Consider the following 16,300-nt stretch of genomic DNA (forward strand, 5'->3'; position numbering starts at 1 on the left):
ATACAAAAAAATAAGAGAATACTCATAGGTCTTTTGATGTAATTTTACAATAGATATGACAAATCTGTAAGAATTATTTTAGACGATTAGATGTTAGAAGTTACTAAAAATTGATAAGATAGACTCAAGAGAAATGACAGGAGGTAAAAAGCTTATGGAAAGAATTGTAGAAGTAGAGCACTTATCAAAAATATATGGCAGGAAAAGTAACCCTACTAAAGTATTAGAAAATATTTCATTTACAGTTGATAGGGGAGAATTTGTTGGGATTATGGGACCAAGTGGGGCAGGGAAGACCACACTATTAAATATGTTATCAACAATTGACCAGCCAACTGTTGGCTCAATTAAAGTTGGAAATCAAGACATTACTCGAATGAAGGAAAAGAAACTAAGTGATTTTAGACGAAAAGAATTAGGGTTTATTTTTCAGGATTTTAATTTAATGAACTCTTTAACTGTTAAAGACAATATTTTACTTCCTTTAGCACTCGATAGAGTACCTGTTAAAGAGATGGAATCAAGACTTGAGCATGTAGCCAAAATACTAGGTATAGAATCAAGATTACATGCTTATCCAGTAGATATTTCAATTGGTCAGAAACAACGTGTAGCAGCAGCTAGAGCTATGATTACACACCCACAATTAATACTTGCTGATGAGCCTACAGGATCACTTGATTCAAAATCAGCAACAGAACTACTTCACTATTTATCACGCTTAAATGAAGAAGAAAAAGCAACGATTATTATGGTTACTCACGATGCTTTTACAGCAAGTTATTGCCATCGTATTTTATTTATTAAGGATGGTGCTATTTTTTCTGAAATAGTTCGTCAAGGTAGCAGAAAAGAATTTTTCCAAAAAGTAATTGATATGCAAGCTGCTATTGGAGGCGGTGTTAGTCATGATGTTGTTTAAATTAGCAGTCAAAAATGTGAAAACCCAGTTTAGATATTATTTTATGTATTTTATGAGTATGGCTTTTTCTGTCATGGTTTATTATAGTTTTGTTTCCATGAGTTATGACAAGTCACTATTAAATAGAGCTGCAGCAGATATGAGAATTGATACAGGGCTTAGGGCAGGTAGCGTCATGATTATTCTGTTCATTATTATTTTCATGTTTTCTGCTAATGCTTTTTTTGTTAAACGAAGGAAAAGAGAGATTGGTTTATATAGTTTACTCGGTATGAGAAGAAGTCAGATAGGTATCTTATTTTTTGTTGAAAATATGTTTTTAGGCTTAATCGCTTTAGTGACAGGTATCTTTTTTGGTGTTATCTTTTCTAAGCTATTTGCGATGTTACTTTTAAAATCTTTACAAGTGCCAGTAACTAGTGGTTTTATTTTTTCTATTCAAGCGGTTTTAAATACAGTGTTAGTCTTTTTAATTATATTAGGAATCGTTTCTATTCGAACAGCTACGACTGTGTACCGTTACAAACTAATTACGTTATTTAAAGCTAATGAACAAGGTGAGGGCAGTCATTATACGAGATGGTACAACTGGGTACTAGGTTTACTAGGTGTTGCGCTTTTAGGAACAGGTTATTATTTAGCCGCTCACTTTTATGATTTATTGGTTTTATTAGAAACGAAATATCAATTTAATGGTTTTGGCATGTTATTTGGACCAATCTTTATTTTGATTTTATGTGTGATTGGAACGTATCTTTTCTTTGGTCATTTTTTAGGGATTATTTTACGTTTAATTCAACAAGCTAAAGGTTATTATTATAAAGATATTAATATGATTACAACTGGAAATTTAAGTTTTCATTTGAAAAAGAATGCTAGAACATTTGCTACAATAGCAGTTCTATCAGGGACAGCTTTAGCAGCTATTGGCGGTGCTGCTAGTGTACAGTCTTTTACTTTAGGCTTAGCCCATGCAGCTAATCCAACTACCTACACAATTGATGATGAGCATTACGACGAATTTAAAACCTTTTTAAAAGAAGAAGAGGCGGATATTAGGGGTGAAGGTCATGTTGAGTTTAAATATGTGGGAGGCAAAATAGCTTATAATGTGGGCTATAAAGATGGTAAGAATTATGTAAATAATGAGTCTATGATTAATGTGATTTCTTTAAGTAACTATGAAAGAACAAGAGAAGTCATTCCAGAAATTAAAGAAATTGCTTTACCTAATGAAAAGGATATCGCCGTTTTAGGTGGTACGAATAATACCTATGTAGAAGAGATGTTAACCTTTGATGAAATAGGTATTTTAGGTAATATAGGTGAAGTTAAAATTGTAGAAGCAACAGTTGATAATTTTGGAAACACTAGAGATATGAGATTGAGTGGTCAAACAGTTGTTGTCACAGATGAGCTCTATAAAAAGCTAGACGCTACGTATCAATACGGCTATCATATGATAGAGATTACAGATGGTGACAAAAATGAAGCTTTATCAAATGCTACAGAAGAAAAATTTGCTTCATTAATTGATAAAAAAGATTATTTTATCGTAACAACAACTATTGAAAATAATAAAGCTAAAGCTAGTTTTACAGATTTAAAGGAACCGGTAGAAACAGAGCAGCCCAAAGGTTACACAGTAAAAAAAGCCTTTAGCATGCGTTATCCATACTATAATGGTTTAATGAAAAATACAGGGCTATTAATTTATGTCGCAGTCTTTTTAGGAATGGTTTTTATGATTGCTACAGGTAGTATCATTACCTTAAAACAATTATCGGAAGCAGAAGATGAGTCAATGCGTTATGATATGTTAAGAAAAATCGGAACTCCAAGAAATATGATTAAAAAAAGTATTTATAAACAAAACTTTACAGTCTTTTTTGTTCCTTTATTTATTAGCTTACTTCATGCTTATTTTGCTTTAAGAGTCCTATTTGTTTTAATCGAAGTGCCAAGTTTAACCTTAACCTTAATATCAGTTGCCTTCTTGATTATCATTTATATTTTATTCTATTTTGCGACCTCATCTTCATATAATAAAATTGTTAATTCTTAAAAACTAAGCCTTAGGCACAAGAAAAATCAGATAAAGAATGATATACTTGGGATTATAAATATGAAAAGGTGGGTTCACATGCTAGATAAAAAAGAAGAGTTATTTTTACAAGAATTAACAGACGCTAAAGGCGTTCCTGGAAATGAAGATCAAGTGCGTGCAATTTTTAAAAAATACGCAGAACCTCATGCAGATAAAATTCTTTATGATGGTTTAGGTGGAATTAACGCGCGCCATATTGGAGATAAAGAAGGCCCTCGTGTTTTAATCTCAGGACATATGGATGAGGTTGGTTTCATGGTAACTAAAATTACTGAAAAAGGCTTTATTGAATTCCAAACTCTTGGCGGTTGGTGGGGACAAGTAATGCTTGCTCAACAAGTGACTATTACAACTGCTTCAGGAAAAGAAATTCATGGTGTAATCGGCTCTAAACCACCTCACGTATTAAGTGCAGAAGCGCGTAAACAACCATATGAAATCAAAGATATGTTTGTTGATATTGGTGCAACAAGTGCAGAAGAAGCTGGTGAGTGGGGAATTAAACCAGGAGACATGATTACACCATATATTGAGTATCAACGTCTAAATGGTTCTAAATACTTATTAGCTAAAGCTTGGGATAACCGCATTGGGACAGCTGTTTCTCTAAAAGTTTTAGAAAATCTAGCTAAAGAAGGTCATCCAAATATTTTATTTGCAGGAAGTAACGTGCAAGAAGAAGTTGGTTTACGTGGTGCTAGAACAAGTACTCATTTAGTTAATCCAGATATTGCTTTTGCTTTAGATACAGGTACAGCAGGAGATACGCCTGGTATGACACCTAAAGAAGCTGATTCAGTATTAGGGAAAGGACCACAAATTTTAATCTTTGATGCTTCAATGATTCCACACCGTAAATTGCGTGACTTTGTCATTGATGTAGCTGAAGAGTTAGAAATTCCATTCCAATATACAGTTATTACTGGTGGAGGGACTGATGCTGGTATGCAACACTTAACAAGAGACGGTGTGCCATCACTTGCTATTACAGTTGCAACTCGTTACCTACATTCACACACATCAGTTATTCATGAAGATGACTACTTAAATACAGTTAAATTAGTAACTGAAGTAGTTAAACGCTTAGATGCTGATAAAGTAAAAGAATTACGTTCATACTAATAAAAAAACTCCGACAGATGATGAACTCATTTGTCGGAGTTTTTGTTATTGTAATAGATTACTCTCGTTTGCAATTGTAATGTTTGGAGCAACACCATGAGTAATCCACTTAACACGGAATCTATAATCAGTTACTAATTCTTCAGTTGTCCAGTCGTTTGCGATAAAACCAGTTAAAGAGTTCATAACTAATTCCATAATAAAGAATAAGAAACTGACAGATTCATCGTGATCTTCAATAATGATTTGACTAGCAATTAAAATATCGGTCCACTGTGTCACAAGTGGCGAATCACTTGCAAGTGGAAATCGTTTGTAAGCAGATAAATCATTAGACTCAGTTAAGAGACGAAGGCTTTTCCAATATTCTTCATTGTGATCTAGTTGGCTACACCAAACTAAATATTTTTCAATACCAATAAAAAACTGATTACGGTCATCTTGGATGTATTTAATAATATCTTGATGGATGACAACGGCATACTTATTGATAATATAAGTATAAGCATCTTCTAAATCATCGAAATATTTGTAAAAAGCTCCGCGAGACATTTTCATTTTACTAACAATTTCAGCAACTTTTACCTGACTAACTGGTTGGTCGTAGAAGGTATTTAATAAAATGGTATCAATAGATTGTCTTTTTTCAATTGATAGGTTTAAAAAAGTATCATGTGGCATGATTTAAACCCCTTTCCATGTTCATCTGAATCAATTCAATCTTATTTTAACACAATTAATTAGGTATGAGCTTAAAAGTCTTTAGTTTCTACTAATTCCCCGTCACGCATTTCAAAAACACGGTCACTCCACTTAATCATGCGATGATCGTGAGTTACCATAACAGTCGCTTTTTGTTTTTCATGAGCTTCTTTAACTAAAAGTTTTACTACCTCATAAGCATGCTCAGTATCAAGGCTAGCAGTAGGTTCATCAGCTAAAATTAAATTTGGTTCATTATAAAGCGCACGTCCAATAGCTACACGTTGACGTTCGCCACCTGATAAATCTCTAGGATATTTATCTTTTAAATCATAAATATCAAGTGATTTTAATAAATTCTCAATATCAGCAGATTTCATTTTTTCTTTATTAATTTTATCCACTAAGAAGAATTGTTCTTGGATGGTTAAAAAAGGGATTAAGTTAGAACTTTGTAAGATAAAGCCAATTTCTTTAAAACGTAATTTGGCACGCTCTTTTTCAGATAAATGAGTAAATGAGATATCATTAATTTTTATCTCACCACTAGTTGGTTGCTGTAAGCCACCTGAGATAGTTAAGAAAGTACTTTTACCTGAACCAGAAGGGCCAATAATACTAATAAACTCACCTTGTTTCACATCTAAATTAATTTGTTTTAAGGCATTGATTTCTTGTTTTCCTTGTACAAATTTTTTGGTTATATTTTCCATTAATAACATGCTTTTCATCAAATTAACCTCCAATTGCTTTCATAGCGTCTACTTTAGTAACAGTTCTAATAGAGAATAAGCTACCAATAATTGTTACAGCTAATAAAATCACACTGTAAATAATCCATAAATTAAGAGCAACACTAAAGGGCATCGCATTAGGTAAAATGAAACTTGTGCCATAAGCTAAACCAAATCCTAAAAGAATGCCAATTACACCAATAATAAATGATTGTTTGATAATTGAATCAACAATAAATTTATTAGAAATACCTTGAGCTTTCATGACACCAAAAATACTTGTTTTTTGAAGAGTCATGACATACATGAAAATACCAATAATCGCAGTAACGATCACGAAAAGAAAATAAATCATTGAATTTAAGGTTAAATTTTGTGCTGAATAACCAGGTAAACTATTAATAAATTCATCTGTTGTTAGAGATTGTAATTTAGGTGTTGCGTCTTTTGTTAGGCTTACCTTTTCAGAATTAGTTACAACAGCATTAATAGGTAGCTCCTCATTATTAGTTTTAAAGTCCTTCCCATATTTAACAGCTGCAACATCTTCAAGGGAAGTGTAAATCACGGGTGCTACAGTATAATAAGTTTCAGGAGAAATTCCTACAACCTTTAATTTAATATTGTCACTACCTATTTCAATTGTATCTCCAATGTTAAAACCTTTATCGGCTAAATTTTTGGAAATAATGATTTCATTTTTATTAGTGAATAGACGACCGTCAATAACTTTTGGTAATAAGAAAGCATCTTTATCTGTACCAAACAATGCGATGTCTATTTTGCCGTCTTTGCCATCAATAGCACCATTATAAACAGAAATTGGAGCTTTCTCTTTAGCAGTTACGTTAGTTAAATTTTTAGTTGTTAATTGTGAAGCAGCTAAGTTTTTATTACTATCTTCAGATAAAACAACAGTTTGACTATTCCAATCCACTATCACTTGTCTAAATTCTGTAGCTAAACCATTAGCTAAACCTGATAGCATAAAAACTGCGTAGGAAATCAGTAAAATGATTCCAATAACTAAAGTGTATCTTAATTTTGAGTATTTCATTTCTTTTATTGCTAGAAACATATATATATTCTCCTTTATTTTTAGATAGTGACGATTTGTCACTTGAGACTAGTTTATCTCTAAAGTGACAAAATGTCACTAATAAAATCTTGAAGAATTTATGAAGATTTTTAATAAAACAAAATTGTATAAAAAAGTGGAATTAACTAAATAAATTAAATAAAATAATGAGATTTCAGTTTTTTTTATTGAGAAAAAGTAAGAAGAGAAGTAGAGTAGTAGGTGGAAGATATTCTTTTAAAAGGAGTGATGAGATGGAAGTAACTATCCTTGGTTTTTGGGGAGGATATCCTTATAATAATGAGGGGACAACCTCGTTTTTACTTCAGTCAAAAGGCTATTCATTATTACTTGATGCAGGTAGTGCAACTTTGATTCAGTTACAAAAAGTAATGGACCCACTGGAACTAGATAGTGTGATTTTGACTCATTATCACCATGATCATATTGCAGATTTAGGTGTATTACAGTATTTAAGACAATTAAAACCTACAACCAATATACCTGAATTACTTATTTATGGTCACAAAGAAGATGAAAGTCATTTTAATCAGCTAACACTTCAAAATGTTTCTAAAGGAGTTTCTTATAACTCATCAGAAAGTATTGAAATAGGTCCTTTTCAAATTAGTTTTTTGAAAACGATTCATCCTGTAACGTGTTATGCCATGAGAATCCTTGAAAAAGAAACAGGTAAAGTCTTTGTCTTTACAGGAGATACGGGTTACTTTGATGAGTTGATTGAATTTTCAAAGAATGCGGATTTATTAATAACAGACACTTATTTTTTAGCAGGAAATGAAAATCATCATGCCCATTTAACAAGTAAAGAAACAGCTCATTTAGCCAAAGAAGCTGGTGTAAAACAACTAGTTTTAAGTCATTTGAATCAACATATTGATTTAGAACTTTTACTAAATCAAACAACTGACTATCTAGAAAATAAAATACCTATCCAACTTGCAGCAACCCAATTAAAAATAACTATTTAGGAGATTGATCGTATGATTTTTGTATCAAATGAAGAAATTACAGACCCAAGAATTAACTTAGCTATTGAAACTTATTTAGTGCAAGAGATGCCACTTGATGAGCCAATATTATTATTTTATATTAATGAACCTTCAATTATTATTGGGAGAAACCAAAACACAATTGAAGAAATCAATACAGAGTATGTTGAGAAACAAGGAATTCATGTTGTCCGCCGTTTAAGTGGTGGAGGAGCAGTGTATCATGATGCTGGTAACTTAAACTTTAGTTTTATTATGCCAGATGACGGAGAATCATTTAGAAACTTTGGTAAAGTAACACAACCAATTATTGATGCCCTTCACGATATGGGGGTAGAAGGTGCAGAATTAAAAGGGCGTAATGACTTAGTAATTGATGATAAAAAATTCTCTGGAAACGCTATGTACTCAACAAATGGTCGTATGTTTGCTCACGGAACATTAATGTTTGACAGTGATGTAAATGAAGTTGTTAATGCTCTTAAAGTAAGAAAAGATAAAATTGAATCTAAAGGTATTAAATCAATTAGATCTCGTGTGACTAACATCAAACCTTACTTAACCGACACACATCAAAACATGTCTACTAAAGATTTCAGACAAGAAATTTTACTTAAAATCTTTGAAACTGACAAATTAGAAGATGTAAATGTTTATAAATTAACTGAAAAAGATTGGGAAAGAATTAATGCAATCTCTGATAAATTATACCGTAACTGGGATTGGAACTATGGACGTTCTCCAGAGTTTGATTTAGTGAGAAGACAACGTTTTGCTATTGGTTCAATCGAAGCTAAAATGAATGTTTCTGAAGGAGAAATTAAAGAAATTAAATTATTTGGTGACTTCTTTGGATTAGGTGAAATTTCAGATGTTGAAAAAGTATTAACAGGAGTTAAATACGATAAAGAGTCAATTAAAGCAGCTGTAGAAGAAATTGATGTGAAAAAATATTTCGGTAATATCGAAAAAGAAGATTTAGTCGGATTATTATATTAAAAAAAGAGGATGTTAAAAAAGCGTTTAGCTTCAAGAAATAAGAAAAAGAACATAAAAATTGTTTTTTAATTTTTGATGGTCTTTGGCTTATTTCCGAAGAAGCTGCTTTTATAACACCGTTTATCCTAAAAAAAAGTCGATGTCATAATTAAATTTTATGACATCGACTTTTTTATTTAACTTGTTTTGATGCTTTGATAATTTTTGAGGCAATTCCGTATTGAACAGCTTCCTCAGCAGTCATCCAGTAATTACGATCAGTATCCTCAGCAACTTTCTCATAAGTTTGACCAGTTGCTTTAGCGATTAAACGATTCACGCGTTCACGCATTTTAACAATTTCACGAGCTTCAATTTGAATCTCAGTACTTTGTCCTTGAACACCACCAGCTGGTTGATGAATCATGAAACGAGTATTTGGTAGTGAGTAACGATTTTTTTTGTTTGCTGCTAAGAAGATAGTAATTCCAGCGCTTGCTACCCAACCAGTACCAATAACTTTAACTTCTGGTTTAACAAATTTAATCATGTCATGAATTGTGTCACCAGCTTCTACGTGACCACCTTGGCTATTAATAAAAATAGTAATCGGGTCATCACTTAATGAAGCTAATAATAGTAATTGACTACTTACTTCTTTAGCTAAATCTTGATTAATACCACCGTAAATTAAGATTGTACGATTTTCAATCATTTTTTGTGTTAGTAATGAATTTACATCTTGTTTTTTTGTTTCTTCCATTGCTTAAAAAACCTCCCAATATCTATTAAAACTATTTTAACATAATTTCGAAAAAATACCTTTAATTAGCGTTTTGGTTTACGACCAAGACCTACAGCATTTTTCATTTTTTGTAATGTTTTGTTTGCTTTTTGTTGTGCTTCTAATGCACCACGATCTAAAATTTCATGTAATTCTTCTGAATGTAAGTAGTGGTTATATCTTTCATGAATTGGCTCAATCCAAGTTACAACAGCTTCAGCTAAATCAGCTTTGAAGTCTCCATAGCCACTATCTTTGTATTTTTCAACTAATTCATCAATGGTGAAATCAGTTACTGAAGAATAGATAACTAGTAAGTTTGAAATACCAGGTTTTTCTTCAGGATTATATTCAATAACTCCGCTTGAATCTGTCACAGCTGAACGAATTTTTTTAGCAATTGTTTTTGGGTCATCTAGCATTGAAATAAATCCTTTAGCGTTATCATCAGATTTACTCATTTTTTTAGTTGGTTCTTGAAGACTCATAATACGTCCGCCGCTATTTTTCTCAGGAATTTTAACTTCCGGAGTTACTAAAATTTCTTGATTTTTAGCTGCATAACGAGAATTGAAACGATCAACAAAGTCACGAGTTAACTCTAAATGTTGTTTTTGATCCTCACCAACTGGTACCAGGTTAGTATCATAAAGAATAATATCAGCAACCATTAATGGTGGATAAGTTAAAAGACCAGCATTTACAGAAACTTGTTTTTGAGATTTATCCTTAAATTGAGTCATACGCTCTAATTCACCAAGAGGTGTGTTACATTGTACGATCCAAGCTGCTTCAGAGTGAGCAGGAACTTCTGATTGAATAAAAATTGATGCTTGTTCAGGGTCAATTCCAACAGCTAAATAAAGAGCTGCTAATTGTAAAATTTGTTCTCTTAATTTAATACGATCTTGAGGAACAGTGATTGCGTGTTGATCTACGATACAAAAATAGCATTTATATTCTTTTTGAAGATCGACAAACTGTTTCATAGCTCCTATATAATTACCAATTGTTGGAATTCCACTAGGTTGAATACCAGAAAAAATTATTTCCATTAAAAATACCGCCTTTACTTTAAGTCATATAACCTCATTATACTAAAAGTTAAGAATAATAACAGAAAATCATTTCAAAAAGATAGGTTAGCTCTTAAGAAAAAAATAAAAGTTAGTACACTTATTGCAACTGTTTCTTTTTTTTTTGCCAATTGTGAATTAATTATGAAATATGTGATAAGAATTCTTAATGAAGTTGAAAACATTGAAACAATAAGGTTTTGAAGAGGATGATAACCTGTGTTTTTAATAATTAATTCCTAATATACCCTAGTTTTTAAGTTAGTTCTGTAGTATAATATAGTTAGAGTAGTGAACAGAAAAAGAAAACTGTTAATCTATTACTTTTGAAAGGGGAGTTACAAGTATGTTAAAATTATATACTTCACCAAGTTGCACGTCTTGTAGGAAAGCAAGAGCCTGGTTGCAAGAGCACCAAATTCCCTTTGTAGAAAGAAATATTTTCTCAGAGCCCTTAACTCAAGATGAGTTAAAAGAAATCTTACGCATGACTGAAGATGGAACAGAGGAAATTATTTCTACGCGTTCTAAAGTATTTCAAAAGTTAGATGTTGATTTGGATGAGTTGTCCCTTCCAGAATTACTAAAATTAGTACAAGAAAATCCGGGATTATTACGCCGACCTATTATGGTCGATGATAAACGTCTCCAAGTTGGATTTAACGAAGATGAAATACGTCGTTTCCTACCAAGAGAAGTAAGAGCAATCGAGTTAAAACATGCACAAATGATGGCAGGTATTTAAGTAGATTTAAATAGTATACTCAGCATGTGTTGGTATCAAGCATGCTGTTTTTTATTCCATAAAAGGATTACAAAAAACTAAAGAGATGCTTATCTGGTAGTGATTACTTTACTTTTTTATAATATCCGATACAATAAAGTTAAATATGAAAGAAATGAGGTGTAGCAAAATGGAGATGGAGAGAATTAATGATAATACGATTCGTGTTTCAATTGGTAATGAGGATCTAGCTGAAAGAGGGATTACTTTTTTAGATTTACTAGGGAATCAAAAACAAATCGAAAGTTTTTTCTATAGTATCTTAGAAGAAGTAGATGTGGATGAGCAATTTCAAGAAACCGATTCTGTTACTTTCCAAGTGCTACCCAATCAAGATGGCTTAGAGCTTTTTATTAGTAAAAATTTACCATTAGATGATATGGAAAATATAGAAGGAATGGAAGATAACTTATTAGGAGATAGTTTTTCAAATTTCCTAAAAGAACATATTGCTTCTCATGATAAAGAGAAAGAAGAACTGATTGATGAGGAGATTGATATGGTTCATTACGGTGAGTCTATTCAAGAAGCAGTGTTTCGTTTAGATAATTTTGAAGCATTGATTGTCCTAGCTAAAAACATCAAATTACATAATGTATTAACGTATTTATATCAATTTAAAGATGAGTATTATTTAAGAGTATCTTTCTTTTCAGACGAGAAAAGTGAAGGTCAAATGAAAAATGATTACTCGCAAATTTATGAGTACGCTCATAGAACAAATGTCACAACAGATATTTTAGAAGAGTACGGTGAAATGATTATGGAGCGAAATGCTCTTGAGTTAACAAGGTATTATTTTAAATAGTGAGATTAAAAGGAATGGGTAAAATCATTCCTTTTCACTTGTTCAAATGTTCGTGTGTTCAAAAAAGAAAGACGGTGAGATAATTGATTAAACGAAAAGAATTTTTATTATATTCTATTGCTGGAACTTTAGGAACAGTTATTTACTTTTTTACAAGATTTTATTCTAAAAATTTAACAAATAGTGTGTTACTTCCAGTTATCATTGGTCAAGTCTGCGCGATTATCTTTGCTTTTTTTGCGAACAAATTTTTTGTTTTCAAAAATACAGGAGTGGGGTTTAAAAAATCTTGTAAACAATTTTTTGAGTTTTGTTTAGGTCGAATAGTTGTTTTTATGATTGACTTAGGAATTGCTCATTACTTTGTTGATAAATATGGCAACTTTTGGATAAATGTTATGAAACTTAGACAGATAAATTACCAACATGCTTTTTTTTCACAACCAATGCTACATAAGTTTATCGGTAACCCTTATCTTTTAAATGAGTTTATTTTCACACTTTTATCCCAAACAATAGGTGTCATAATAAATTATGTTGTTTCAAAAAGAATTGTCTTTAATATTCAAAGAAAAAATGCTACTGAAATGGTTTATTATTAAAAAAAGATTACTCAATTAAGAGTAATCTTTTTTTGTTATAAACGGTGTCACAGAAGTAGCTTCTGTCACAACCTTTTTTTGATATCACTTAGTTACATACCGATTAAGTAATCGTCGTCATTCATTGCTTCAACAGTTCCAAGTAGGTAACCATTTCCAACTTGTGAGAAGAAATCGTGGTTACTTGTTCCAGTTGATAGTCCATTCATAACGATAGGGTTAACGTCATTAGCAGTATCTGGGAATAGAGGATCCATACCTAAGTTCATTAAAGCTTTATTGGCATTGTAACGTAGGAAAGTTTTAACTTCCTCAGTCCAACCTAATTTATCATAAAGCATCTCAGTGTATTTTTCTTCATTTTCATACAATTTGAATAAAAGATCATACATCCAATCTTTCATTTCTTCTTGTTTTTCATCAGTTAAATCATTGTAACCTAATTGGAATTTATAACCAATGTAAGTTCCATGAACTGATTCGTCGCGGATAATTAATTTAATAATTTCAGCAACGTTTGCCAACTTGTTATTACCTAGGTAATAAAGAGGTGCGTAGAAACCTGAATAGAATAGGAAAGTCTCAGCGTAAACACTGGCAACTTTTTTCTGTAAAGCATCTCCATTTAAATAGATTTCATTAATAATTTCTGCCTTTTTTTGTAAATGCTCATTTGTATTAGTCCATTCAAAGATTTCTTCGATTTCAGCTTTTGTGTTTAATGTACTGAAGATTGAAGAGTAACTCTTAGCATGAACTGACTCCATAAATTGGATATTGTTTAAAACAGCCTCTTCGTGAGGTGTTCTAACGTCAGGTCTTAATGCATCTATGGCACTTTCAGATTGGATGGTATCTAGTAGCGTTAAGCCACCAAATACTAATCCAATATTTTCTTTTTGATCTTCTGATAGGGTGCGCCAATCATCTAAATCATTTGATAAGGGGATACGTGTGTCTAACCAAAATTGCTCTGTTAGTTTTTCCCAAGTTGATTTATCAATAATATCTTCAATGGCGTTCCAGTTAATCGCCTTGTAATAACTATTAGTCACAGTGATTTTCCTCCTTAAATGACACAACTTTCACATTGGTTACTTCCAATTTCCTCAGCATCATCTGTAAATGTTCTTACATAATAAATAGATTTAATTCCTTTATGGAATGCGTAATGACGTAAGATATTTAAGTCACGAGTTGTTTGCTTGTTAGTATCTTTTTTCCACTCATATAATCCTTCAGGCATTTCAGAGCGCATGAAGAGAGTCATACTCATACCTTGATCTACGTGTTTTTGAGCTGTTGCATAAACATCGATTACTTTTCTCATATCCATGTCATAAGCAGATGTGTAATAAGGCATACTTTCATTTGACAAATGAGGAGCTGGATAATAAATCTTACCGATTTTTTTCTCTTGACGCTCTTCAATTAATCGAGTGATTGGATGGATACTTGCACTTGTATCATTAATATATGAAATAGAGCCATTAGGAGCAACTGCAAGACGGTTTTGATGATATAATCCGTGTTCTTGAATAGATGCTTTTAAGGCAGCCCAATCTTCAACTGTAGGCACATCAATGTTGCCAAATAAAGCTTTCACTTTGTCAGATGATGGTAAAACAGGTTCGTTAATATAAGTATCAAAGTAAGAACCATTTGCATAATCTGATTTTTCGAAATTATGGAAAGTTTCTTTTCTTTCTTTAGCAATGTTGTTACTTTCTACTAGAGTCCAGTAGTTTAATAACATAAAGTAAACGTCAGTAAACTCAATTGACTCAGGAGAACCATATTCCATTTGATTTTTAGCAAAGTATGTATGAAGTCCCATGGCACCTAAACCAATTGTATGATTTAATCTATTACCATTTTGAATAGAAGGAACTACTTCAATATCAGAAGCATCTGTAATAAATGTTAACGCACGTGTCATAGCACGAACTGATTTACCAAAGTTAGGACTATCCATTAAGTTAACAATATTTGTTGAACCTAAGTTACATGAGATATCTGTTCCTAGTTCTTCAAATTCTTGACGGTCATTCACAAGAGAAGGCTCTTGAACTTGTAAAATTTCTGAACATAAGTTACTCATAATGATTTTTCCGTAAACTGGGTTAGAACGGTTAGCTGTATCAATGTTGATGATGTAAGGATAACCAGATTCTTGTTGTAATTTACTTATTTCATTTTCTAAGTAACGGGCACTAATTTTTTGTTTACGAATGTTAGGGTTAGCTACTAAGTTATCGTATTCTTTTGTAATATCTAGGTAAGAGAATGGTACACCGTACTCACGCTCAACACTATAAGGACTGAATAAATACATATCTTCATTGTTACGAGCTAATTCATAGAATTTATCTGGAACAACTAAACCTAAAGAAAGAGTTTTAACGCGAATTTTTTCATCAGCATTTTCTTTTTTAGTTGATAAGAACATTTCAATATCAGGATGGAAGACGTTTAAGTAAACAACACCAGCACCTTGTCTTTGTCCTAATTGGTTACTGTAGCTAAAGCTATCTTCAAATAATTTCATAACAGGAACAACACCACTTGCAGCTCCTTCGAAACCTTTAATTGGCGATCCTGCTTCACGTAAGTTAGATAGAGTGATACCAACTCCACCACCAATACGAGATAGTTGTAAAGCACTATTAACAGTACGTCCAATACTATTCATATCATCAGTTACTTGGACTAAGAAACAAGAAACTAATTCACCACGACGTTTACGACCTGCATTTAAAAATGAAGGAGTTGCTGGTTGGTAGCGTTGGTAAATCATTTCTTCAGCTAAACTCATAGCTAAAGCTTCATCACCATCTGCAAAGTAAAGGGCATTAAAAGCAACACGGTCTTCGTAACGCTCTAGGTAGGCACTACCATCATTTGTTTTTAAAGCATACTGTGAATAGAACTTGTAAGCAGCCATAAATGATTTGAAGGTAAAGTTTTGCTCTTCTAAATACTTATATAAAGATTCGATAAACTGGGTTGAATACTTAGCGATAAACTCAGACTCAATATAGTCTTCTTCAATTAGAAAATCTAATTTAGCTTGAACACTTTCAAATTTCTTTGTGTAAGGTTCAACATTTTCATTAAAGAAAGCAGCCAAAGCTTCTTTATCTTTATATAATGGAATCTGGTCATCAACGGGTCTATTAATCTCATTATTTAATTCAAAATAAGTAACATTATCAAGGTTTTTTAGACTCAATTTCACTCACTACTTTCTTAAAATTTTTTACATCTTCATCAGTACCACTGAATTCGAAGCTATATAATAAAGGAACATTGTAATCACGAACAATATCTTTTGCGGTAAAAATAAAAAGGTCGGCAAAGTTTAAATTTCCTCCACCGGCAACGCCTAACATATTCTCTTGATTCGTTTTATACTCAATAAAATCGTTCACTACTTCTGTGACTTCAATGTCGTAAGTAGGAACGATTAGAATGTAAGGTTCATTCATCTCATGAAAAGGGTTAGTTGCATCTATTTCATAAGAAGGTAAATCTAGCTTTTTAATAAAACGTCTCGTTTGTCCAGTTAAAGAAAAAAAGACTAATTTCAT

General features: G+C 31.9%; 16 protein-coding genes. 8 read left to right on the forward strand and 8 right to left on the reverse strand.

Features of this window, described 5'->3' with window-relative positions:
- Nucleotides 1-154 precede the first annotated feature (154 nt).
- The 3 genes from DFR54_RS03365 to DFR54_RS03375 all read left to right on the forward strand — a co-directional run bounded on the left by DFR54_RS03365 (nucleotide 155) and on the right by DFR54_RS03375 (nucleotide 4,151).
- Nucleotides 155-922, forward strand: coding sequence for an ABC transporter ATP-binding protein (locus DFR54_RS03365; RefSeq protein ID WP_114288919.1), 768 nt, complete (start codon nucleotides 155-157; stop codon nucleotides 920-922).
- On the forward strand, nucleotides 909-2,987 hold the full coding sequence (locus tag DFR54_RS03370) for an FtsX-like permease family protein (protein WP_114288920.1): 2,079 nt from the start codon (nucleotides 909-911) through the stop codon (nucleotides 2,985-2,987). Before DFR54_RS03365 ends, DFR54_RS03370 begins: the two co-directional genes overlap by 14 nt.
- Nucleotides 2,988-3,065: 78 nt before the next feature.
- The gene (locus tag DFR54_RS03375; protein WP_114288921.1) at nucleotides 3,066-4,151 is read left to right on the forward strand and encodes a M42 family metallopeptidase; all 1,086 of its coding nucleotides are present in this window, start codon (nucleotides 3,066-3,068) and stop codon (nucleotides 4,149-4,151) included.
- Nucleotides 4,152-4,196: 45 nt separating this feature from the next.
- On the opposite strand, the gene DFR54_RS03380 is transcribed toward DFR54_RS03375, so the two are convergent.
- From DFR54_RS03380 to DFR54_RS03390, 3 genes are all read right to left on the reverse strand, one after another.
- Nucleotides 4,197-4,832, reverse strand: coding sequence for a TetR family transcriptional regulator (locus DFR54_RS03380; protein WP_114288922.1), 636 nt, complete (start codon nucleotides 4,830-4,832; stop codon nucleotides 4,197-4,199).
- Nucleotides 4,833-4,903: 71 nt separating this feature from the next.
- The gene (locus DFR54_RS03385) at nucleotides 4,904-5,584 is read right to left on the reverse strand and encodes an ABC transporter ATP-binding protein (RefSeq protein ID WP_114288923.1); all 681 of its coding nucleotides are present in this window, start codon (nucleotides 5,582-5,584) and stop codon (nucleotides 4,904-4,906) included.
- A 4-nt stretch (nucleotides 5,585-5,588) separates the two neighbouring features.
- Entirely contained in the window at nucleotides 5,589-6,665 is a 1,077-nt protein-coding gene (locus DFR54_RS03390; protein WP_114288924.1) for an ABC transporter permease, read from the reverse strand.
- A gap of 254 nt (nucleotides 6,666-6,919) precedes the next feature.
- Between DFR54_RS03390 and DFR54_RS03395 the strand changes: the two genes are divergently transcribed.
- Both DFR54_RS03395 and lplA read left to right on the forward strand, forming a co-directional pair.
- Nucleotides 6,920-7,657, forward strand: coding sequence for an MBL fold metallo-hydrolase (locus DFR54_RS03395; RefSeq protein ID WP_114288925.1), 738 nt, complete (start codon nucleotides 6,920-6,922; stop codon nucleotides 7,655-7,657).
- Nucleotides 7,658-7,669: 12 nt separating this feature from the next.
- Nucleotides 7,670-8,677 carry a lipoate--protein ligase gene (gene lplA / locus DFR54_RS03400; RefSeq protein ID WP_086342123.1) on the forward strand — a complete coding sequence of 336 codons (1,008 nt, stop codon included), beginning with the start codon at nucleotides 7,670-7,672 and terminating at the stop codon, nucleotides 8,675-8,677.
- 172 nt (nucleotides 8,678-8,849) lie between these two features.
- On the opposite strand, the gene DFR54_RS03405 is transcribed toward lplA, so the two are convergent.
- Entirely contained in the window at nucleotides 8,850-9,419 is a 570-nt protein-coding gene (locus DFR54_RS03405; protein ID WP_086342124.1) for an ATP-dependent Clp protease proteolytic subunit, read from the reverse strand.
- Nucleotides 9,420-9,484: 65 nt separating this feature from the next.
- Entirely contained in the window at nucleotides 9,485-10,495 is a 1,011-nt protein-coding gene (gene trpS / locus DFR54_RS03410; RefSeq protein WP_114288926.1) for a tryptophan--tRNA ligase, read from the reverse strand.
- Between the two features lie 367 nt (nucleotides 10,496-10,862).
- Here trpS and spxA point away from each other — a divergent pair, with 367 nt between their 5' ends.
- The 3 genes from spxA to DFR54_RS03425 all read left to right on the forward strand — a co-directional run bounded on the left by spxA (nucleotide 10,863) and on the right by DFR54_RS03425 (nucleotide 12,710).
- Complete coding sequence (gene spxA, locus DFR54_RS03415; RefSeq protein WP_114288927.1) at nucleotides 10,863-11,261, forward strand: transcriptional regulator SpxA; 399 nt, start codon at nucleotides 10,863-10,865, stop codon at nucleotides 11,259-11,261.
- A 169-nt stretch (nucleotides 11,262-11,430) separates the two neighbouring features.
- Complete coding sequence (locus tag DFR54_RS03420; protein WP_086342127.1) at nucleotides 11,431-12,108, forward strand: adaptor protein MecA; 678 nt, start codon at nucleotides 11,431-11,433, stop codon at nucleotides 12,106-12,108.
- 83 nt (nucleotides 12,109-12,191) lie between these two features.
- Nucleotides 12,192-12,710: a GtrA family protein gene (locus tag DFR54_RS03425; protein ID WP_086342128.1), complete on the forward strand. Its 519-nt coding sequence runs from the start codon at nucleotides 12,192-12,194 to the stop codon at nucleotides 12,708-12,710.
- 92 nt (nucleotides 12,711-12,802) lie between these two features.
- On the opposite strand, the gene nrdF is transcribed toward DFR54_RS03425, so the two are convergent.
- From nrdF to nrdI, 3 genes are read right to left on the reverse strand one after another with little or no spacing between them, the layout of a single operon-like run.
- Nucleotides 12,803-13,765, reverse strand: a complete 963-nt coding sequence (gene nrdF, locus DFR54_RS03430; protein WP_114288928.1) for a class 1b ribonucleoside-diphosphate reductase subunit beta — start codon at nucleotides 13,763-13,765, stop codon at nucleotides 12,803-12,805.
- 14 nt (nucleotides 13,766-13,779) lie between these two features.
- Nucleotides 13,780-15,942, reverse strand: coding sequence for a class 1b ribonucleoside-diphosphate reductase subunit alpha (nrdE, locus tag DFR54_RS03435; protein ID WP_114288964.1), 2,163 nt, complete (start codon nucleotides 15,940-15,942; stop codon nucleotides 13,780-13,782).
- The gene (nrdI, locus tag DFR54_RS03440; RefSeq protein ID WP_086342130.1) at nucleotides 15,923-16,300 is read right to left on the reverse strand and encodes a class Ib ribonucleoside-diphosphate reductase assembly flavoprotein NrdI; all 378 of its coding nucleotides are present in this window, start codon (nucleotides 16,298-16,300) and stop codon (nucleotides 15,923-15,925) included. The genes nrdE and nrdI overlap by 20 nt, the downstream gene beginning before the upstream one ends.

This window comes from Vagococcus fluvialis (genome assembly GCF_003337315.1).
Lineage (GTDB): Bacteria > Bacillota > Bacilli > Lactobacillales > Vagococcaceae > Vagococcus > Vagococcus fluvialis.

Bases quoted from the DNA above. Each gene is read 5' to 3' on its own strand.
- DFR54_RS03365 (WP_114288919.1), top strand. From the start codon at position 155: ATGGAAAGAATTGTAGAAGTAGAGCACTTATCAAAAATATATGGCAGG.
- DFR54_RS03370 (WP_114288920.1), top strand. From the start codon at position 909: ATGATGTTGTTTAAATTAGCAGTCAAAAATGTGAAAACCCAGTTTAGA.
- DFR54_RS03375 (WP_114288921.1), top strand. From the start codon at position 3,066: ATGCTAGATAAAAAAGAAGAGTTATTTTTACAAGAATTAACAGACGCT.
- DFR54_RS03380 (WP_114288922.1), bottom strand. From the start codon at position 4,832: ATGCCACATGATACTTTTTTAAACCTATCAATTGAAAAAAGACAATCT.
- DFR54_RS03385 (WP_114288923.1), bottom strand. From the start codon at position 5,584: ATGAAAAGCATGTTATTAATGGAAAATATAACCAAAAAATTTGTACAA.
- DFR54_RS03390 (WP_114288924.1), bottom strand. From the start codon at position 6,665: ATGTTTCTAGCAATAAAAGAAATGAAATACTCAAAATTAAGATACACT.
- DFR54_RS03395 (WP_114288925.1), top strand. From the start codon at position 6,920: ATGGAAGTAACTATCCTTGGTTTTTGGGGAGGATATCCTTATAATAAT.
- lplA (WP_086342123.1), top strand. From the start codon at position 7,670: ATGATTTTTGTATCAAATGAAGAAATTACAGACCCAAGAATTAACTTA.
- DFR54_RS03405 (WP_086342124.1), bottom strand. From the start codon at position 9,419: ATGGAAGAAACAAAAAAACAAGATGTAAATTCATTACTAACACAAAAA.
- trpS (WP_114288926.1), bottom strand. From the start codon at position 10,495: ATGGAAATAATTTTTTCTGGTATTCAACCTAGTGGAATTCCAACAATT.
- spxA (WP_114288927.1), top strand. From the start codon at position 10,863: ATGTTAAAATTATATACTTCACCAAGTTGCACGTCTTGTAGGAAAGCA.
- DFR54_RS03420 (WP_086342127.1), top strand. From the start codon at position 11,431: ATGGAGATGGAGAGAATTAATGATAATACGATTCGTGTTTCAATTGGT.
- nrdI (WP_086342130.1), bottom strand. From the start codon at position 16,300: ATGAAATTAGTCTTTTTTTCTTTAACTGGACAAACGAGACGTTTTATT.